This window comes from Massilia aquatica (assembly GCF_011682045.1).
GTDB lineage: Bacteria > Pseudomonadota > Gammaproteobacteria > Burkholderiales > Burkholderiaceae_D > Telluria_A > Telluria_A aquatica.
Window position 1 is genome coordinate 1 of record NZ_VVIW01000016.1, and the last position, 17,171, is coordinate 17,171.

General features: G+C 52.8%; 22 protein-coding genes. 21 read left to right on the forward strand and 1 reads right to left on the reverse strand.

What is annotated here, in order from left to right; genetic code table 11:
* The 21 genes from F1609_RS22715 to F1609_RS22815 all read left to right on the forward strand — a co-directional run.
* Positions 1–427 (forward strand): hypothetical protein (locus F1609_RS22715; protein WP_206752971.1); only part of this gene is annotated, 427 nt, incomplete at its 5' end.
* A 115-nt stretch (positions 428–542) separates the two neighbouring features.
* Positions 543–815, forward strand: coding sequence for a hypothetical protein (locus F1609_RS22720; protein ID WP_167078943.1), 273 nt, complete (start codon positions 543–545; stop codon positions 813–815).
* 283 nt (positions 816–1,098) lie between these two features.
* The gene (locus F1609_RS22725) at positions 1,099–1,605 is read left to right on the forward strand and encodes a hypothetical protein (RefSeq protein WP_167078944.1); all 507 of its coding nucleotides are present in this window, start codon (positions 1,099–1,101) and stop codon (positions 1,603–1,605) included.
* 167 nt (positions 1,606–1,772) lie between these two features.
* A complete protein-coding gene (locus F1609_RS22730; RefSeq protein WP_167078945.1) occupies positions 1,773–6,209 on the forward strand; it encodes a DUF6861 domain-containing protein in 4,437 nt (1,478 codons plus the stop codon).
* Entirely contained in the window at positions 6,206–6,463 is a 258-nt protein-coding gene (locus F1609_RS22735; RefSeq protein ID WP_167078946.1) for an immunity protein Tsi6 family protein, read from the forward strand. Before F1609_RS22730 ends, F1609_RS22735 begins: the two co-directional genes overlap by 4 nt.
* Before the next feature lie 306 nt (positions 6,464–6,769).
* A complete protein-coding gene (locus F1609_RS22740) occupies positions 6,770–7,276 on the forward strand; it encodes a hypothetical protein (RefSeq protein ID WP_167078947.1) in 507 nt (168 codons plus the stop codon).
* Between the two features lie 57 nt (positions 7,277–7,333).
* Positions 7,334–8,095 carry a hypothetical protein gene (locus F1609_RS22745; RefSeq protein ID WP_167078948.1) on the forward strand — a complete coding sequence of 254 codons (762 nt, stop codon included), beginning with the start codon at positions 7,334–7,336 and terminating at the stop codon, positions 8,093–8,095.
* Positions 8,096–8,224: 129 nt separating this feature from the next.
* A complete protein-coding gene (locus tag F1609_RS22750) occupies positions 8,225–8,620 on the forward strand; it encodes a hypothetical protein (RefSeq protein ID WP_167078949.1) in 396 nt (131 codons plus the stop codon).
* Between the two features lie 71 nt (positions 8,621–8,691).
* Positions 8,692–9,369, forward strand: a complete 678-nt coding sequence (locus tag F1609_RS22755; RefSeq protein WP_167078950.1) for a hypothetical protein — start codon at positions 8,692–8,694, stop codon at positions 9,367–9,369.
* Between the two features lie 157 nt (positions 9,370–9,526).
* A complete protein-coding gene (locus tag F1609_RS22760; RefSeq protein ID WP_167078951.1) occupies positions 9,527–9,970 on the forward strand; it encodes a hypothetical protein in 444 nt (147 codons plus the stop codon).
* A 2-nt stretch (positions 9,971–9,972) separates the two neighbouring features.
* Positions 9,973–10,242: a DUF7710 domain-containing protein gene (locus tag F1609_RS22765; protein WP_167078952.1), complete on the forward strand. Its 270-nt coding sequence runs from the start codon at positions 9,973–9,975 to the stop codon at positions 10,240–10,242.
* Between the two features lie 154 nt (positions 10,243–10,396).
* Positions 10,397–10,693: a hypothetical protein gene (locus F1609_RS22770; protein WP_167078953.1), complete on the forward strand. Its 297-nt coding sequence runs from the start codon at positions 10,397–10,399 to the stop codon at positions 10,691–10,693.
* 118 nt (positions 10,694–10,811) lie between these two features.
* Positions 10,812–11,102: a hypothetical protein gene (locus tag F1609_RS22775; RefSeq protein ID WP_167078954.1), complete on the forward strand. Its 291-nt coding sequence runs from the start codon at positions 10,812–10,814 to the stop codon at positions 11,100–11,102.
* A 136-nt stretch (positions 11,103–11,238) separates the two neighbouring features.
* Positions 11,239–11,706 (forward strand): hypothetical protein, encoded by a 468-nt coding sequence (locus F1609_RS22780; protein WP_167078955.1) that lies wholly within the window; start codon positions 11,239–11,241, stop codon positions 11,704–11,706.
* A gap of 171 nt (positions 11,707–11,877) precedes the next feature.
* On the forward strand, positions 11,878–12,366 hold the full coding sequence (locus F1609_RS22785; RefSeq protein WP_167078956.1) for a hypothetical protein: 489 nt from the start codon (positions 11,878–11,880) through the stop codon (positions 12,364–12,366).
* Positions 12,363–13,127 carry a hypothetical protein gene (locus F1609_RS22790; protein ID WP_167078957.1) on the forward strand — a complete coding sequence of 255 codons (765 nt, stop codon included), beginning with the start codon at positions 12,363–12,365 and terminating at the stop codon, positions 13,125–13,127. Before F1609_RS22785 ends, F1609_RS22790 begins: the two co-directional genes overlap by 4 nt.
* A gap of 92 nt (positions 13,128–13,219) precedes the next feature.
* Positions 13,220–13,960 (forward strand): hypothetical protein, encoded by a 741-nt coding sequence (locus F1609_RS22795; protein WP_167078958.1) that lies wholly within the window; start codon positions 13,220–13,222, stop codon positions 13,958–13,960.
* On the forward strand, positions 13,944–14,267 hold the full coding sequence (locus F1609_RS22800) for a hypothetical protein (protein WP_167078959.1): 324 nt from the start codon (positions 13,944–13,946) through the stop codon (positions 14,265–14,267). Before F1609_RS22795 ends, F1609_RS22800 begins: the two co-directional genes overlap by 17 nt.
* The gene (locus F1609_RS22805) at positions 14,258–14,446 is read left to right on the forward strand and encodes a hypothetical protein (protein WP_167078960.1); all 189 of its coding nucleotides are present in this window, start codon (positions 14,258–14,260) and stop codon (positions 14,444–14,446) included. Before F1609_RS22800 ends, F1609_RS22805 begins: the two co-directional genes overlap by 10 nt.
* 223 nt (positions 14,447–14,669) lie before the next feature.
* On the forward strand, positions 14,670–15,017 hold the full coding sequence (locus F1609_RS22810; RefSeq protein ID WP_167078961.1) for a hypothetical protein: 348 nt from the start codon (positions 14,670–14,672) through the stop codon (positions 15,015–15,017).
* The gene (locus F1609_RS22815; protein ID WP_167078962.1) at positions 15,014–15,835 is read left to right on the forward strand and encodes a hypothetical protein; all 822 of its coding nucleotides are present in this window, start codon (positions 15,014–15,016) and stop codon (positions 15,833–15,835) included. Before F1609_RS22810 ends, F1609_RS22815 begins: the two co-directional genes overlap by 4 nt.
* An 80-nt stretch (positions 15,836–15,915) precedes the next feature.
* Here the strand turns inward: F1609_RS22815 and flgL are convergent, their stop codons facing one another.
* Positions 15,916–17,154 (reverse strand): flagellar hook-associated protein FlgL, encoded by a 1,239-nt coding sequence (gene flgL, locus F1609_RS22820; protein ID WP_167078963.1) that lies wholly within the window; start codon positions 17,152–17,154, stop codon positions 15,916–15,918.
* Positions 17,155–17,171: the final 17 nt, after the last annotated feature.

Genomic DNA, 17,171 nt, shown 5'->3' on the forward strand with positions numbered 1-17,171 from the left:
TCGTCGGCTTCTACAACTGCAAACGCATCAATTCAGCATTGGGCAATCTGTCGCCCGCCGTCTACGAACGGAAAATGGCAGTACGCGAACCTATCGTGGTGTCCGAAATTACTTGACCACAGCATGGCGTGAAAGCGTACTCTTACTCATTTGCGCAATGCTGGATGCACAGCTTATTAGCCCGCACCCAGAAATAGACGATTACCAAGGAAAAAGCTCAAAAGAAATCAGAAACCTGTTAGAGCAAGGTGATCAGGAAAATGGATTTGACGATGACATAATTTGGTATGTCATGCATTTCAATGGCACTGAAAAGTTGCTTGACTTGCTGCGAAAACTTGATCTCAACGAGTGGGCAGTTATTGACGCCGAATTGTCTCTACCTCTTGGCAAGGCTCTTGCAGAAATGAATGTTGTAGAGCTTTAATCGCCCAAACAGAGCCGCGCGGGTCGGCACCTACAAACTACCGGCTTGAATGCTTTCAAGCCACGAAATTATTCCAAATTGGAAACCTTATTTCCAGATGAGTAGGGAAATAAAGATGAGTGATCGCTTGTTAATTGTAGAGTCATTAAGGATTGCCGCGCTAAAAGGCAGCGATGTTTGCTCCCTTTTAGAAGAGATTCGAACTTCTGTCTCCCCTGGCGCATTTAACTCTTTTACAGCCATGAGCTATCTTATGGAGGCATTTAATTTATCCCTCGTACAGGTGCGGGAGCTATCAGGAGCGTACTACCTCGGTGGGCAAGTCTACTCGGACGAAAAAATCGAGGAAATGATTTATCCCTTAATAAAGGGAGCAATTGATAGCTGACAATTTGGCATAGGTGTCGCGAATCTTGGAATATTGTCATTATGGAGGCCCGTGTCCCCTTAGAGTGAACATTCGATGCTTTTCAGGCGAGATTAATTAGTCGCTGCCGGGCATCGGAGAATAGTTTTACTCGTCGTACGAGAACCACATTCGCGCGCACGCACGACTGCTGCGTCGAATTGGTTGACGACAAAAGAACGCGCGACCTGTCCGCCCTACCCCACACGGCTACCCACATTACGCGCTTGTTCGGACAGGCCGATGCCAACGACTACCGGACCAGATGGCCTACGACCAGCGCCGGCTGGCTGAACCGCTCGAAGACAACGCCGGTTGTAAATTCTTGCTGACGTTTGAAGACCTTCAAGGCTATCCGCGCCTGCGCAGCATTGCCACGTGGCCGGGCGAGCCCGATATAGGCCCTGATCCCAGGCTGCTGGTCTCGTACGACGACGATGCAAGCGGCACGCTAGACATGGTCAGCAACGGCAAGGGCACTCTGTCATGGTCGAACACAGCCAGCCAAGCGCACTGGCACCGCGCCATGAATACAACGGATACGCCACCAGCGGCAAAATCACGCGCACCTGCGGCAACGACGGCCACGCGTGGAACCATCGCTACCTGGACCAGAAAACGGTCGTCCACCGACAATCCGTTTTTTAAGTCCCCAGTTCAATATCGTATAAAATGGTGGACGCACAAGATTGCATTCCCAGTATCAACCCCGCTGATTTCCGTTACACCCGCAGAAAGATCCTCTCCATGTTCAATGTTGACCTCTCTCTAGATTTTCCGCAATTTGGCAGAGTCCTGAACGACTTGGAGCGGACCTATCTGCCGAGTGGCGCGAAGGCGGTCGAGGATTTTCATGAACGCCTGAAACGATTGTCTAAATCGTATCCTCTACCCAGCATGCGGGATGTCGCGGAGCAATTTCCGCAAGGCCGCATCATCATGGCGGTAGAGCAGGCGCTGGAGACCTCGAACCACCTTGTCCTGGCGCGCCTGGCGTCGACGGTCGAGGGGCTCGACTTCAGCATGGTGCGGCCGATCCTGATCGGCGTCGCCAAAGAAATTGCCATGTATCTTGGCGGTGGCGCTGTGCTGGGTGGCGCGGTGGGCGGCGCTCTCGGCGCGCTGGCCGGCGGCGTCGGCGCGATACCGGGTGCGGTCGTGGGCGCGCAGGTGGGCATCGATATTGCCATGGCGATCATGGCCTTGGTGGGTTTGCACGACCTGGCGGTCGCTTTCGTTCCCATGGTGTCGAAGCTGTTTTCGCCCATCATCGACGGCTTCGCTTTAGCGGTGCGTGCCGGCATGCTGCCGCTTAACCAGAGCGCAAGACGCCACGAAATGATCAATCAGGCGGCGGTATCTTTTGCAGAAGGCAAATTCTTCCTGATTATCGGGCTGCTGGGCGCGGTCGCGGCGGTGTACGCGGGCAAACTCACGTCCGCCGTACTCAAAAAAATCGCAGGCGGCAAATTAGGACAGGGATTTGCCACCTGGCTGGCAAAGAACGAGCAGATCGTGATGAGCCACCCCAAATTACGGATCAAAACCTCGGCGGCGGCCGAAGGGCCGGGCAAGGGGCCGAGTGCGCCAAAACCGGCGCCGGCGCAAGCGGAGGCTCCCAAGCCCAAGCCGGCCGCAGCCCGGAATGAAGGCCAGGCCAACATACCGTGCCTAAAATGCGTACCCTCTGTAGGTGCTCCCATCAGCCCTATCACCGGCAGCAAGTTCCTCGCCGACGCCATGGACCTGGACTTCGCCCTGCCGGCAGCGCTGCCCTTGATTTGGCAGCGCACCTACAGCTCGGCCCAACGCCAGGCCGGCTGGCTCGGCTCCGGCTGGGAAACACCGCTGTCGATTGCCCTCGAAATCAACGTCGACAGCGTTGTTGTGCTCGCGCCCTTCGCACGCGAGATCACCTTCTCGGTGCCGGCCATCGGCGAATCGCTGTACTCGCCGTCCGAGAAAATTACCCTGGTACGCACGGATGCGCGCTGCTTCGAGCTGGTTGACGAGAACGGAGAACGCGATCTGTTCGCCCTGCCCGACACGGCCAGCAACATCGCGCGTCTGGTCGGCCAGATCGACGCCAACGGCAACCGCATCACCATTTCCTACAACCTGCGCCAATTGCCCGAGCGGGTCGACGACAGCGCCGGGCGCAGCTTCCTGCTGGCGTTTGAAGACCACCGCGGCTACCCGCGCCTGCGCAGCATTGCCGTGCAGCCAGCCGAGCCCGAGATCGATACCGACCCGGAACTGCTGGTCTCGTACGACTACGATGCCAGCGGCAACCTGGCCACGGTCAGCAACGGCAAGGGCGCCGTGATGCGCCAGTTCGTCTATCGCAATCACGTGATGGTCGAACACAGCCAGCCAGGCGGACTTGTATCGCGCTATGAATACGACGAGTACGCCGCCAGCGGCAAGGTCACGCGCAACTGGGTCAACGATGGCCGCTCGTGGAACCTGCGCTATCTGGCACAGGAAACCGTCGTCACCGACAATCTGAGGCGCGAAGAGCGCTACCGCTTCGACGCCAGCAAGCGCTTCATCGGCAAGGTGGACGCGGCCGGCGGCGTGACCACGCGCCATCTCGACAGCAACGGCAACGTGTTGGCCATCGTCGATGCCGGCGGGCGCAGCGTGAGCTACCGCTACGACCAGCGCGGCCGCGTGACCCGCATCGACAGCGACGGCAAGGGCACCGGCATCGTCTACGACACCCGCGTCGACAAACCGGCGCTGATCACTGACGCGCTCGGCGCCACCACTGCCCTGCGCTACGACGAGTTCGGCAACCTGGCCAGCGTGACCGACGCGCTGGGCCAGCGCACGTCCTACCAGTACGATGCAAACGGCTTGCCGGTCAAGGTGACCGATGCGGCCGGCGGCGTCAAGCGGCTCGATTACAACCGCGGCGCACAACTAATCAGCTATACCGATTGTTCCAATAACACGACCCACTTCAACTACGACGACAAGGGCCGCCTGCTGCGCGCCACCGACGCCAGCGGCAACAGCACCGTCTACAACTACGAGCCGCTCGGCCGGCCTGCAGGGGCCGACCAGGCCCAGGGTGCCGAACGCTACGAGTACGATCCGCTGGGACGCCTGACCGCGCACATCGACCCGCTCGGCAACCGCACCAGCTACGTGCTCGACACCGATGGCCAGCCGCTCAAGCGCATTGACGCGCGCGGGGGCGTGATGGAATACCGCTACGACGATGCCCGCCGTCTGGCCGAGCTGATCAACGAAAACGGCGACGCCCACCGCTTCGTCTACGACGCATTTGATCGCCTGATCGAAGAAACCGGTTTCGACGCGCGCCTGACGCGTTACCGTTACGACAACAGCGGTCTGCTCACTGCCAAGGAAGAACTCGGCAGCGGCGAGCGCAGTGAGTACACGCGCATCGACACCCACTACAGTCGCGACAGCGGCGGCCAGCTGGTCGAAACGCTGATCTCGCGCGCCACCGGCGACACCCAGGCTGAACAATTGCGCCTGCGTTACGCCTACGATGCCGTCGGACGCATGACCCAGGCCATTAATGCGGACGCCGAAGTGAACCTGCGCTACGATGCGCTGGGCCAGCTGGTGGGTGAGCAGACCACAGCGCGCGACTTCAGTACCGAGCTGCGCCACGAGTATGACGAGCTGGGCAACCGGATCAAAACGGTCTTACCCGACGGACGCGTGCTGAACAACTTGTTTTACGGCTCGGGACACCTGCACCAGATCAACATCGACGGCGAGGTCATCACCGATATCGACCGCGACCAGCTGCACCGTGCCACCAGCCGCACCCAGGGTGCGCTGACCAGCCAGTTCCAGTACGACCCGGTCGGACGGCTGCTGGCGCAGGTTGCCGGCCATCTGGGCGTGGGCGCCAGCACCGAGCCCGTAATCGCGCGCCGTTACCAGTACGACGAGAGCGGCAACCTGCTCGCGGTCGACGACAAGCGCAACGGCCGCAAGACCTACAGCTACGACGTGCTCGGCCGCATCATGAGCGCAGTACAGCCGACCCTGGCGGAGCGCTTCGCGTTCGACCCGGCGCACAATCTGCTCGATACGACGGTGGCGAGCGCCGGCCGGGTCGAAGGCAACCGCGTGCGCGTGTTCGAAGACAAGCGCTATGACTACGACGCGCACGGCAACCTGACCGAAAAACTGACCGGCAAGCACACGCGCCTGAAGCTGGAATGGAATGCGGCGCATCAGCTGGTCAAGTCGGTGGTCACGCGCAATGCCCAGGAATCGAATCCAACGGTGCAGACCGTCAAGTACGCCTACGATCCGTTCGGGCGCAGGATGATCAAGCGCGATGGCTTTGGCCTGACGCGCTTTGTGTGGGAAGGCAATCGCTTGCTGTGCGAGGCGCGCGGCAAATGGGAGCGCACCTATGTCTATGAGCCGGACTCGTTCGTGCCGCTGGCGCAGCTCGATTCGCTTGCAGGCGAAGGCGACAGCGAACGCCGCAGCGAAGTCCATTACATCCACACCGATCATCTGGGCACGCCGAATGAAGTGACCGACCAGCAAGGCGAGATTGTCTGGGCCACGCAGTACAAGGCGTGGGGCAACGTGCTGCGCGTCGTGCATGCGGCGCCGACGCGCCACAGTGTGGCCGCTGTCGAGGCCGAGGCGGCCAATGACGCTGCACAGTTCCAGCCGATCCGCTTCCTCGGGCAGTATCACGACAGCGAAACCGGCTTGAATTACAACCGCTTCCGCTACTACGACGCGGACTGCGGGCGCTATGTGTCGCTCGATCCGATCGGACTTGCGGGAGGAAGTAACTCGTACCAATATGCGCCGAATCCGAGCGCGTGGGTCGATCCGCTTGGCTTGGCGAAAACATGCGCGTGTGATGGAGCGAACAAGGCGTCCGCCGCAGATCCGGCAGCGATCCGCGCGCGGGTCTTGGGCAATATCGCCGATAGCCAGGCGGCACGCGCGTCCTCGCAATTTCAACAGCTAAGCCGCTACGAAACGGCCTACAAGTTCTATGCAGACGCCGGTTATTCCGCGGATCGCGCTGCCGGCCACCTGGCGGGAATTGACTTTACACTACCCGTATCACTGACCGAATTGACGGCGGGTAAAAACTATTTGCAGTATCCGATGGATGGAAAAATGGGTAACTATTTCACGACCATTGGCACGCCGGCGGAGACCATCGGCATCAATCCTGCCGGACGTGTGCCGACGCTCTACACGCCGACCAAGAACACCCCGGCCTTACAGAGCACTGCCGCCGATATCCTTGATACCTGGACGGTTCCAACGCAGCCGTACATGACGCAGGGCGGCGGCATACAATATTTCGTCAAAGACAAGAGCATTTTTGTAGAGGTTCCAACACCATGAGCAGAGAGCAACTTTTAGAGCTTGGCCGGCAGAAGTGCAGCGCCTTGCTTGCCCAATACCCAAGTAGCACCGCGCTGTTGTCGGTGTTACGCCAGATCGAGTATCTGATCGGATTAGACAACGGGACCATCACAGACAGATCCAGGCTAAAAGAAATCATCATCGGCGTCCTTACCGCGCGAGAAATTGAACCTTTGGACGATGACGCAGCCGAGACCTTCTACCAAATCGCGAGCGAGGCAAAGCGGATGTAATTAACGGGACACATGCCGCTCAGGGGGCCGCAGGTAGACAATGAAGAATCTTCTTTTAGCAGAAAATATTGGAATAAAGCTTTTCCCTGTACCCAGACCAACTAGCGACACAAAGTTTCTGTTCGAATCAAGTGTTTCGCTTGTTGCATGTGGGAAAATTCTTACAGAAGGTGACGGAACCGTCCGCAGTCTTTTATCGGAAAGCATCGGGAGTGACCCCTGGTTCACCGACAATTCGGATTTTTCAGGTTTCAACACTCCGGCGAGCTGCATTCATTGATATTGAAGGTACCGCCAGAGAACGCCTTGCTCGAAAACTGCCTTCCTCCACCTCAGGACGGATATTTTTCCATCAGATTGACATCCGAGGAAAAAGGTTTTACCGTCCCGCCCCAGATTTATCGAAACTTCGATCCAGTTCGACGAACCTTACACTGCTTTACCCGAACCACCGCATCTGAAACCGTTTATCGAATCGCATCGAATTTATCGTTAATTTTTGATGATAGTAACGTTCTAAGCGGATGGATTTTTTACCAGCCCTTGGAAAATATATCCGATTCCTATCTCGGCGCAAACGATACGGGCGTGGTGGATGACGCTACTTACAAAGTGTTTTCCGATTATTACAGAATTTTCAGCGACAACGAACTTGAAACATACGATGATGATCTTGAAGTGCTAGTCGAAAAATTACTGAGTGAAATTAGTTCGGAAAGAATATCGAGAATAACCGGAACGACAAGGCGGCGACTAATGGAAGAAGCGCTTCGGGATTTACAGGACTATTGGGGTCGTTCGAACAAATACTGATGGAGAATTTCCCCTCAAATAATGGAATTTTGCCTGCATCGGCAAAAAACAAATGAAATGAATAGATTTTTCTTAACGAAGGACATTGAGATAAAATTCACTCCTGCCTCAACACCAATTAGCGAGACTAATTTCATATTCAGTTCCGGCGGGTTGCTCGCTGCAGCTGGCAAGTTTATCAGACAAACCAATACAACTCTCAACAACCTTATTGATGAAAGCATCGGAAGCGAAACCTGGTTTACCGAAAATACCGATTTTTTCCGGTTTTACGATTCAGGTGAGCTACATTCGATCATACTGGATATATCTGAAGAAAATGCCCCATTTGATTATGCAATCCAGCAATCTCATGAGGGGTATTTTTCCATCAAGCTCTGCACAGCGGAAAAGTTTTTCATTGTTACTCCTCAGGTGTACCGATCGTTCAATTCTTCCAGAAGGGAGTTATACTGCTTTACCGATAATATCGCCCCCAAGACCGTCTTTAAGATTACGGCAAATTTATCGCTGATGTTTAATGACGACAACGTATTCGCTGGATGGATTTTTTATAACCCTTTAGAAAACATCACGACTTCTTTTCAGGGTGAAAAAGATACGATTGAAGTAGACGATGAGACGTACAAGATTTTTGCCGATTTTTTCGATATTGTCAGCAAAAATGAAGACGCGCTGCACGACGATTACGAAACAGTAATTGAAAAGCTCTTGATTGAAATCGGTCCCGAAAGAACTTCCAAAATATGTGGGAATATACGCCGGCAAGCACTCGAAACAACCCAGAAGGACTTAAAGGAGTATTTTCTCGATACTTGAAGTACCGAAAAAATCATTATACTGCTGAGCAAAAATGATTTCAGTGGAGAGAAGGATCAGGCTGTCGCCGAAATGATAGGAACAGCCTCAAGCACGGCACACACTATCAACGTTCTTCAGGCAAGAAAAATGAATGCATTCAGATTGAAAACGCATAGCATCCTTGAAAGATATGGAAATTTTTGTGACGGTGCCATAATATCCTGTGAATGCGTCTTTAGATCGAACCTACGTACTTCAGCGAAGATCGTATTTCCTGCCAAAAATAAGGAGAACCAGCAATGGAAAAAAATCGCGATTACTATGGACGAGGTCGAGGAAATGTATATGAAGGTCAGAAGCGATCTACTTAATACAATACTACTTAGCGTCAGGATTCTGGAATATGACGACCTCATTTGCATTGATGTTGATGGGAATTATTCGTCGACTGGCGGTCCTGTAACCCTGACCGAAGTCCGAGAGGATGGAGATTACTATCTCATCGGGAAACGCGTTTCTGCTGAAGAGTTACGTGGCGAATAGTTCCTAAATGAACGGCTTTACATGCGATAGACGAAGTCAACCAGCCGATTCACATAATCTCCCAGTACAGAATGAAAAACATTCCCGATAACATCAAAGAAATATTTCGGAACTACAATAGCTTTATAGGAAGCTCATTGATTTCATTGGCGTATTCTGAAAGCCGGGCCGAGAAGATGCGTGCCAAATTAGTCTTCAGTGCTTGCAATCACAGCTTGACAAATAATCCGTGGCGCACCGTAGAGATAAATATAGTAAATGTTCTCGACATATGTGCGAAATTGAAGAAAAATGACCTTCACCGTATCTCATCCGGAGTAAAACTCTTCCATGTCGGGGATTTGTGGTGTCTTGACATCGACGGCAACTACACGGGCGGTGTTCCATCTTCACTCAAACAGGTTCGGCAAGAAGGCAGTTTTTATGTCACGGGAGGTAGCGTTGTGATCACAGAACAAAAAGAAGAACAGATAGCGGAACACTTGATGAAAACAGTGTCTCTGATCAAATCTGCCTATTCCGCAGGAATCCCGGATGATGAGTACAAGGCCGTATTGTGCATACTATACGAGCACATGTCCGACCGAAATCTCGCAGAGACAATGTCGTTTTACACTGGGCAAGATTATGCAGTAGTGTATAACGACGTGCTTGATGTCGGATCAAAAAAAACCGCAATACAAAATACTCAGCTGGCCATGGATAAATTGATGAACGCAGGCTTGCTGAAGTGGATTGAAGAGGGCTGATTCCCCCTGTCTCTGCTGTAGGGCCACGAATGGAGCACGAATCACCAGTGTGAACAGGTCTGCGCCTAAGCTTTCTAAAACCGCATCGCCTGAACCCATCACGCGAACCCGAACACGACATGTAGCCCAACAGACGCGACATGACGGAGGTAAATAGATGACAGATTGTTCCCACTTAACTGACAATTTTCAGCGCATCGCAGACGCTGTAAATGCACAATTTTCAACAACGCCTTATCTGGATTTTCAGGTGATAAGTTGCCAAGATGAAACATTGAAGATCAAAGCTAGTTCCGACATTCACCACTTCCACGAATGCGAAATGGTGTTTTCTCTAGTTGAGTACTTTAATGCGCCTATGCGTTGGAGAAGCAGACCGGCCGGCGGATTCATGGAAGTTTTACCACTAAGTGACGAACTTTTGTTAGAACGCGGATATGGCATAGCTATTTCGTTCAACACAGAAGGTACGCGAAAAATCATTCTCGCTGCAGCGTTCATTGAATTCAATTTCGAAAAAGTTGTTTATCGAGCGCTACAACCTGCCAGCCAGATCACCAGCGATTCCACGCAAGGCTGGCACTTCAGTATAAAGGAGTGACCATGAAAGAAGTGTGGGTCTTCAATGGGGCCGGGGGACGGTTTCCATCCGCAGTGTTCGAGGGGCGAGCCGAGGCGCAAGACTGGATAACGAAAAACGCCTTAACTGGAGTATTGACGAAGTATCCTGTAGGCATCTCGGTGTACGAGTGGGCACAAGAAAATGGTCAATTTAGCGTGACGAAAGTGCAACGGACATCGTCGGCGTTCATCCAGAATTTTTCCTCGGCCGCCCAGGAACACGACCACTTTGAAAATGGCATCGCTCAATAGAGTGTAATGAACTCCATCATTTACTTCAGGCACCTTGAAGTAAGCATCGCACCCGAAAAAAACCAACAGCCCACTCCCAAGGCAAGCCAAAGAAACCTTTTGCACGCGCCGTCAACTATCCGGTACCACTCAAACAGAGCGCGGGGGATTTTACATGCTAAAAAAGATTCCACGCATATGTGTTGATTTTAATGAAATGCTTGAACCTGATCTGGTTTTACTGACGAAAAACGATACCAAAACAGACTCCAGCGGCGCAGTAATTACGCTTTATGAAGGAATGGACGTTGCAATTTATAGCGAAGACGGGAACGCAGATAAGCTGCGCGACGACCTCATTGCTGAAGGTAAAGTCGAGAGGAATTTGGCGCCTGAGCCGTGGGCGAAAGTTGCAAAATGGTGTTGTCGAATAGATAGGAATGGAGTGCGATACGAATCGGAAGCCCATTGACGGGTGAGTTTCACGGGATCCCAGCTCGTATCGGCAGGGTTTCTGTCAGCGCCTCAGCCTTGCTGGGCGGTCACGGTCAAAACCACCAGCCTATATACATGGGAATAGAGGATACGAGATGTTGGCATCCAATTTTAATATCTGGAACACCTGCCTGAAGATTATTCGAGGCAAAAGTTATGCGCTTTCCATTGAAGGGGAGCTGGATGAAGGCGGTTGTTGGCCAAATGATGCCTTGTGGCTCGCCGAAAAAGATGGGTTTATCTTTAAGGCCGAAAATCCCATAGAATTGCTCGGACTGGTCGGCATTCATGAACATGCACGGCCCGACGAGGATGTGCCTTATTGGTGGTACGAGGACTGTGCAGACATAAGAAGCGAACTGATGCGCCGTGCGTTTCCAAAATAAATTTAACTGGTTTTGTTGCCATAAAAGGTGGGGGCAAGAAGACGGACGCGAAAGAAATTGAAAGTAATGTGAGTTTGGGCTTGCGCCAGACAGTTTGTGTGTCTGGGGAGAGATTGACCGATCACGGAGATTCTTTATGATTAATATTAACAAAAACGAATTTCTAACTACCCTGTTAGCCATAATCGAAACTAATTATCATGATGTCGGCTTTTTAAATTGCTGGGCTATTGGCGTGATGGGCAAGCTATCGGTACATGAGTATTGGCTGGAACAGCTTGAATTCTGTCAAACGCTGGCTTGCAGTGAAAATGCAATCAAGGAAGAGCTGTTCAGTTCAGGTATTAATGTGGAGACCATTTTCCCGCGTTTATTAATTGGCTTACTCTACTTGCGACTTCAAAAGGATGAGATAGGACGCGTTGATTTTGAACGTGAGCTGGTCGATATTTCAGATGCGTACGATATGCCGGAGCTAGATATTGAGTACGTCAACACAGAATTATCACGGGAAGAATGGGATCCCGATTTTCGACAATTACTCGACGGGATGGCACACGAGAGCTTGGACAAATTACGTCAAGTCGAGGAGCTGGTTATGTAGTTCGTCGCGGTGGGGACGAAGGGTCGAAAGCGCACATCAGGCATGGCCGGATAGAATTGCAACAGGCAAACAACTATATACCTTGACACATCGCGAAAAGTTATGCTGTCGATTGCTACCGCAGCGGCTACCAGACCCATCACATCGGCGCCGTTTCGCAGGAGGGAGAAAATGACAAAAGACATTGGCATGATTGAAGCGTTTAATAATGTTGTTGACGCTCTCAACCAGAGGTTTTTACAAGAATTGTGGTTGGATTTCGAAGTTGTAAGTCTTCACCACGAAATATTGAAGTTAAAGGCAAGTACGGATTTTTGCTACTACCATGATTGCGAAATTGAATTTTCTGGAGTCAGGTATTTTAGCGGGCCGATGCTTTGGGGTAGCGATCCTCCCGATGGATTGACTGAAGTTCTGCCTGAAAGCGACGCACTTCGCATGATTAATGAATATAGCCTTGAAACGCCCTGCAATGTGATTGTGTTTAAGACAGACGAATCACGGAGGGTAGTTATTGCTTGCACTTCTATCCAGGTCGATTTTGACAGAGTCTATTACTTCGCAAAAGAGAACCTGGGGATGAACGAAAGAATTGAGCAGAGCGCCGATTTGCCTAACCACAAGGCTATTGCGAAAGATGACGGAATGGAGCCCGTGTGAGTAAATTTTTTCTGGCACCAAATGTCCAAATTGAACTTATTCCCAGTGTCGCCCCCTTTGGCGACGCAAAATTAATAGTCGCTTCCAACGGGTCGCTTGCTGCAACCGGCCGAATTCTGACACAAGCGAATGGGACGATCGCTACGCTTGTTTCTGAAACGATAGGGGGTGAACCTTGGTTCACAGAAGAATCGGAGTTTTTCAGATTCGATCATTCCCGTCAGTTGCATTCAGTTATTTTGGGAGTGCCTGATGAAAATGCGCAGTTTGATGGCTTGATTCCGCAAGCGCAGGAAGGATATTTTTCACTCAGGCTATCTCCAGATGTAGAATTTTTCACTGTTCCTGTCCAGAGTTGCAGGTCCTTCGACCCGGTTCGGCGTGAGCTACATTGCTTCACAAAAAACGACACTGCGAAAACGGTTGTCCGGATCACCCAGGACTTGTCCTTGATCTTCAATATGCAGAACGTTTTATCGGGCTGGGTTCTTTCTTCGCCCCTGGAAAGCATTGCAGAATCTTTCCAGGGTGAAAAAGATCCAGAGCCGGTGGATGACCATACCTATCGCGTATATGCCGATTTTTTTGAGATTTTTAGCGACAACGAAAGTTTGGCGTTTGATTACGAAAATGAGTTGATGGTTGAAAAGCTACTGGAAGTAATTGACTCGCGCCGAATTTTTGAGGTCAAGGGTCAGCTTAGGCGGAGGCTATTGGAAGAATCGCTGGGAGAGTTGAGAAGCCACTATCTGGAGCGCTGACATGTCATGACGGCTGCGTTGCAACCCAATCGGCATTACCTGCCTGGAGCAGGAAAATGGACTGACAGACGCGACGCGAAGGCGCTCCACCGTTGCCAGCCAATGCAACGCTGCATCGGAAAAATAGCGGCGGGGACACGGCCCGATCGTACCGTTTTGGCAGCAGCGGCGCCATCCACACACACCAACAAGGAGAAATGATCAAAATGAAGAGCGCATTTGAAGAAGCACTGCTGCTTTTTGATCAAAGCGAAACAGATTTAAATGCCGCACGGCATAAGCTGTTTACAGACGTTTGCGAAGACCTGTTTTCCTCAAAATATTTGAGTTCATATGAAGATAGCGTACAGCGGTATTTCTGCAATCTGAGCCGGCAATTTGGAGGCAGCACTCATGCAGACATGCTTGAAAAGGGCATTGATTCCATGGATCCTCAGATACGAAGGCAGGTTTTGTGTATCATCAGGGATGGTTTTTTCTCCGAAAAATTCATGCAGCGAATTTCACGTCAATTACTCATGTTGGCAATGGACGGCAACGATGAAGACCGCACTATCATTCACCGCATCTTTGCCAGAAAATATACTGATCCATCAATCCTGATTGAACTTCTTCCTGGCTGCGTATCTGAACATTTTTCCAAATTGGGACCGGGCTCGGAAGATGCATACTACGTGTATCAATACTCCCGAGACATTATCCTGGCCTTGAATGCGACGCAGCTAATTGAAGACCATATATTTCTTGGCGAAAGACATGAACATGCCGAGGTGCGAGAACTGGCTGCCGAGTTCAAAATTGATATGGAGGCTCGGTATGGCCGCCTTTCATGAGCGTGGCATGGACGTAGATGAAATTCTGGCCAGGCGACTGTGGGATAATGAAGAGTGTCCCCACTTCGACCTGATCATGCATGCCGATGGAAGAATCTATTCATTGCAAGCAAATGATCAGAAAATATCTGATAAGTGCTGCACGAACTCGATAGCGTGGATGCCGGTTTCACAGGTGCCCGGCATGGATGACAGCGACAATTTAAACGAAGGATTCACATCGCTTTATCGCAAGGACTTGCCGCATCTGGATCTGGTGTTGAGGTGCGGCGAATGCTGTTCAGAGAAAATGGTTTCGTGTCACTAGCCCGTTTATCGACGGGCGCTCTGATCTGGCTGGCTTTTTTGACCTCCTCAAATCCATTCGAATCAGCAGAGATTGACCATAATGAGGTGATTGCCACAAGTACAGATGGCCGGAAATATATTTTTCGGCTGGAAAATCCCGAATTTGTCCGCATGGTTGAAAAAGCCAAGCTGTCGTAAATAACGTGCGTATGAACGCACCAGATAGATCGGCACTTGCGTGCTGCGGATCGGAGAATTTCATGAAAAAATTACTGGTGTTCGATGTTTGTTCTCTCCGTGCTTGTCAGCTGGCTTGCGCAGTGGTGTGACGGCGTACGCCGTCAACACTCCTCAGGTCGGGCCCCCATCGTCACTCTGGTTGCAGTTGTGCGATGGTCGAACCCTGAGGGTGGGCGTGGACATGCATGATCTCAGCGACTGGGAAGAGATTGGCACACTCACCTTCGAGGTAGTCAGCGCAGCAGATACGCCGGAGATGGTGGCCTTGCCGGTAGTCTGGTCGGACATACGGCTGATCCACAAGCTCATGCATGTCTCTGATGAATACCTGGCCGAATCTGGATTTGCCTTGACCGCAATGAATGGCGAATTGCTGACCGTGCTACCCGCCGCAGACATCTGCACCCTGGCAATCAGGCGCCCTTTTATCAGAACGCATTCAATCCGGAGAATGCGCTGGCGGACTACGTTCGCAGCGACTTTTCGGCATGCGGCACCAATGGTGATTGGCCAGCGGTTGCGGCTATGAACACACTGATTGATCAGGAACATTTCTATTACGCGGACTGCGTAGCTACAAACTCTTCGCGCGTGATGGGATACAAAATAAGGAATGACAAAGTCGAGATTGATGATGCCATCGTCGTGGACGAATCCGATTTGACGCTCATATTCGAAAATTTTTCCGTGAAAATCGGAAACTCGACGTATTCCGGCGGCGAGGCAGCCTCCCATGGCTCCTGCGGCTTTTTCTGCAAACGGACCGGCGGCTTGCTGGACTGGATAGTCATGTCCACAGAATCGAATCCCTTTACCAGCGTTGAAGTCAATGAAGATGGCGTTCGATTCCGGACCAGCTCCGGCCTTATCTGGACAGTCCCCAATGACAACATAGGCGCCATCCATATCGAAAAAGAAGAACTCGCGGCATCAAAATTGAGACGTGACGCCGGTTCGCAAGCAACGAACGACCCTGACCTCTGTCAAGACCCCGATGCCCGTGTTGAAAATGCCTGGCACAGACTGGCCCGCAATAAAAATGACGCGATTGAGAACACCTTTTGCTATGAATTATTTGAGCTGGGAAATTTCGATGAACACCTGTTTGTATCGGTATGCGACGACATGGACGTCGTTCTCGACAACTACGCAGCGCCAAAAGAAAACTATAAATTACTGGCCTGGATAATTTCTTGCACGTTCAGATGCGTTTTTTCGCACTTTGACAAAGCCGATTCATACACGATCACAAATTTCGACGACGCGCTGGCGCGCAAGTGGGGAGCGCAGTACGTGGATCAATTACGCGACCTTCTGGAGAAAACGGTGAATGTCGCTGTCAAGTAAAAAGCCACCGCAACCACGGTGGCTTTTTACCAGCCTTGCAGCGGGCGACGGGGCAGCGGCCAGGCCGCTCCCCTGCCCTGCTACCCGATGTAATTAAACAGCGACAACCCCGACAGGGCCTTGAACGATTTCTGCGCCGCCTCCAGCGTGGTTTGCTGCTGCGCGAACTGCGACAGCGCCTTGACCATGTCCAGGTCCACCAGGTTCGATATCGCGGTCTGATACTGGATATCGCGGTCCGACCCGGCGCTGTCCAGATAATCGAGTTCCTGCATGCGCGAGCCGAACGAGGCGCGCACCGACAGAATATTATCCAGCGACGAGGTCAGGTTGGCATTGGCCACGCTCAGGTTATTGGCAAGCTGGGCCTTGCCACCGGCGCCGATCACAGGCTGGCGCAGCGCCGACACCAGATCGGTAATCGTCTTGAACACCGACTGGTTCACGCTCGGCTCGGTGGTAAAACTGTCGCCGTTGCCCGGCTCGCCCTTGACGTCCATCGCCATGCCGTCGAAGGCAATCTGCTGCCCGGTCTTGTATGGCTGTGGCGTGGCCACGGCCGGCGGGCGCGGAATCGCTTCATTGGTGGTGGTATCGGTCACCATATACGTCGTCACCGGCGGCGTGGTCGCCGTCACCGCAAACGTCACGCTGTAATTGTGCCCGGTCAGCGCCGACTTGTTGGTCACCGTCCCCGGCGAAATCAGGCCGGAACCGGTGTTGCCCGGCGCGGCGCGGGTCTGGAAGTCGCCATTGCCGGTCATATTCCGTTCAAAAATGGTGTTCCCGGTCTCGCTGACCGGCATCGTGCGCGAGGAGCCGACCTGCAACATGCGCTGGCCCTGGTCGCCGTTGTACTGGGCGCCGCCAGCGGTCTGGGTGAACGGCTGGGTATTGGCGCGGTGCCCGGCAAACAGATAGCCGCCCACGCCATCCTCGGTATTGGCCACCGCCAGCAAATCCTGCAGGCGCGACTCGAGGTCGATCGCGATCGCTTCGCGGTCGGGCGGGGTCAGCGCGCCATTGCCGGCATACACCGACAGGCGCTGGATTTCCTGCATCAGGGTCGTCGCACTGGTGAGCGCGCCCTCCACCTGCCCCAGCGAACTGTTGGCGTTCATGCGGTTGACCTTGAACTGCTCGTTGACCGACTGCGACTGCGCCAGTTCAAGCGCGCGCGCCGCCGCGACCGGGTCATCCGCGGCCGTCACCAGGCGGCGGTTGGTCGACAGCTGCATCTGGGTCTTGGCCAACTGGCTCTGCAAGCTGCCGAGCTGGCCAGTGCCGTTGGCGTAGATGGTGTTGGTGCTGATGCGCATGCTGGTTTCCCCGACTC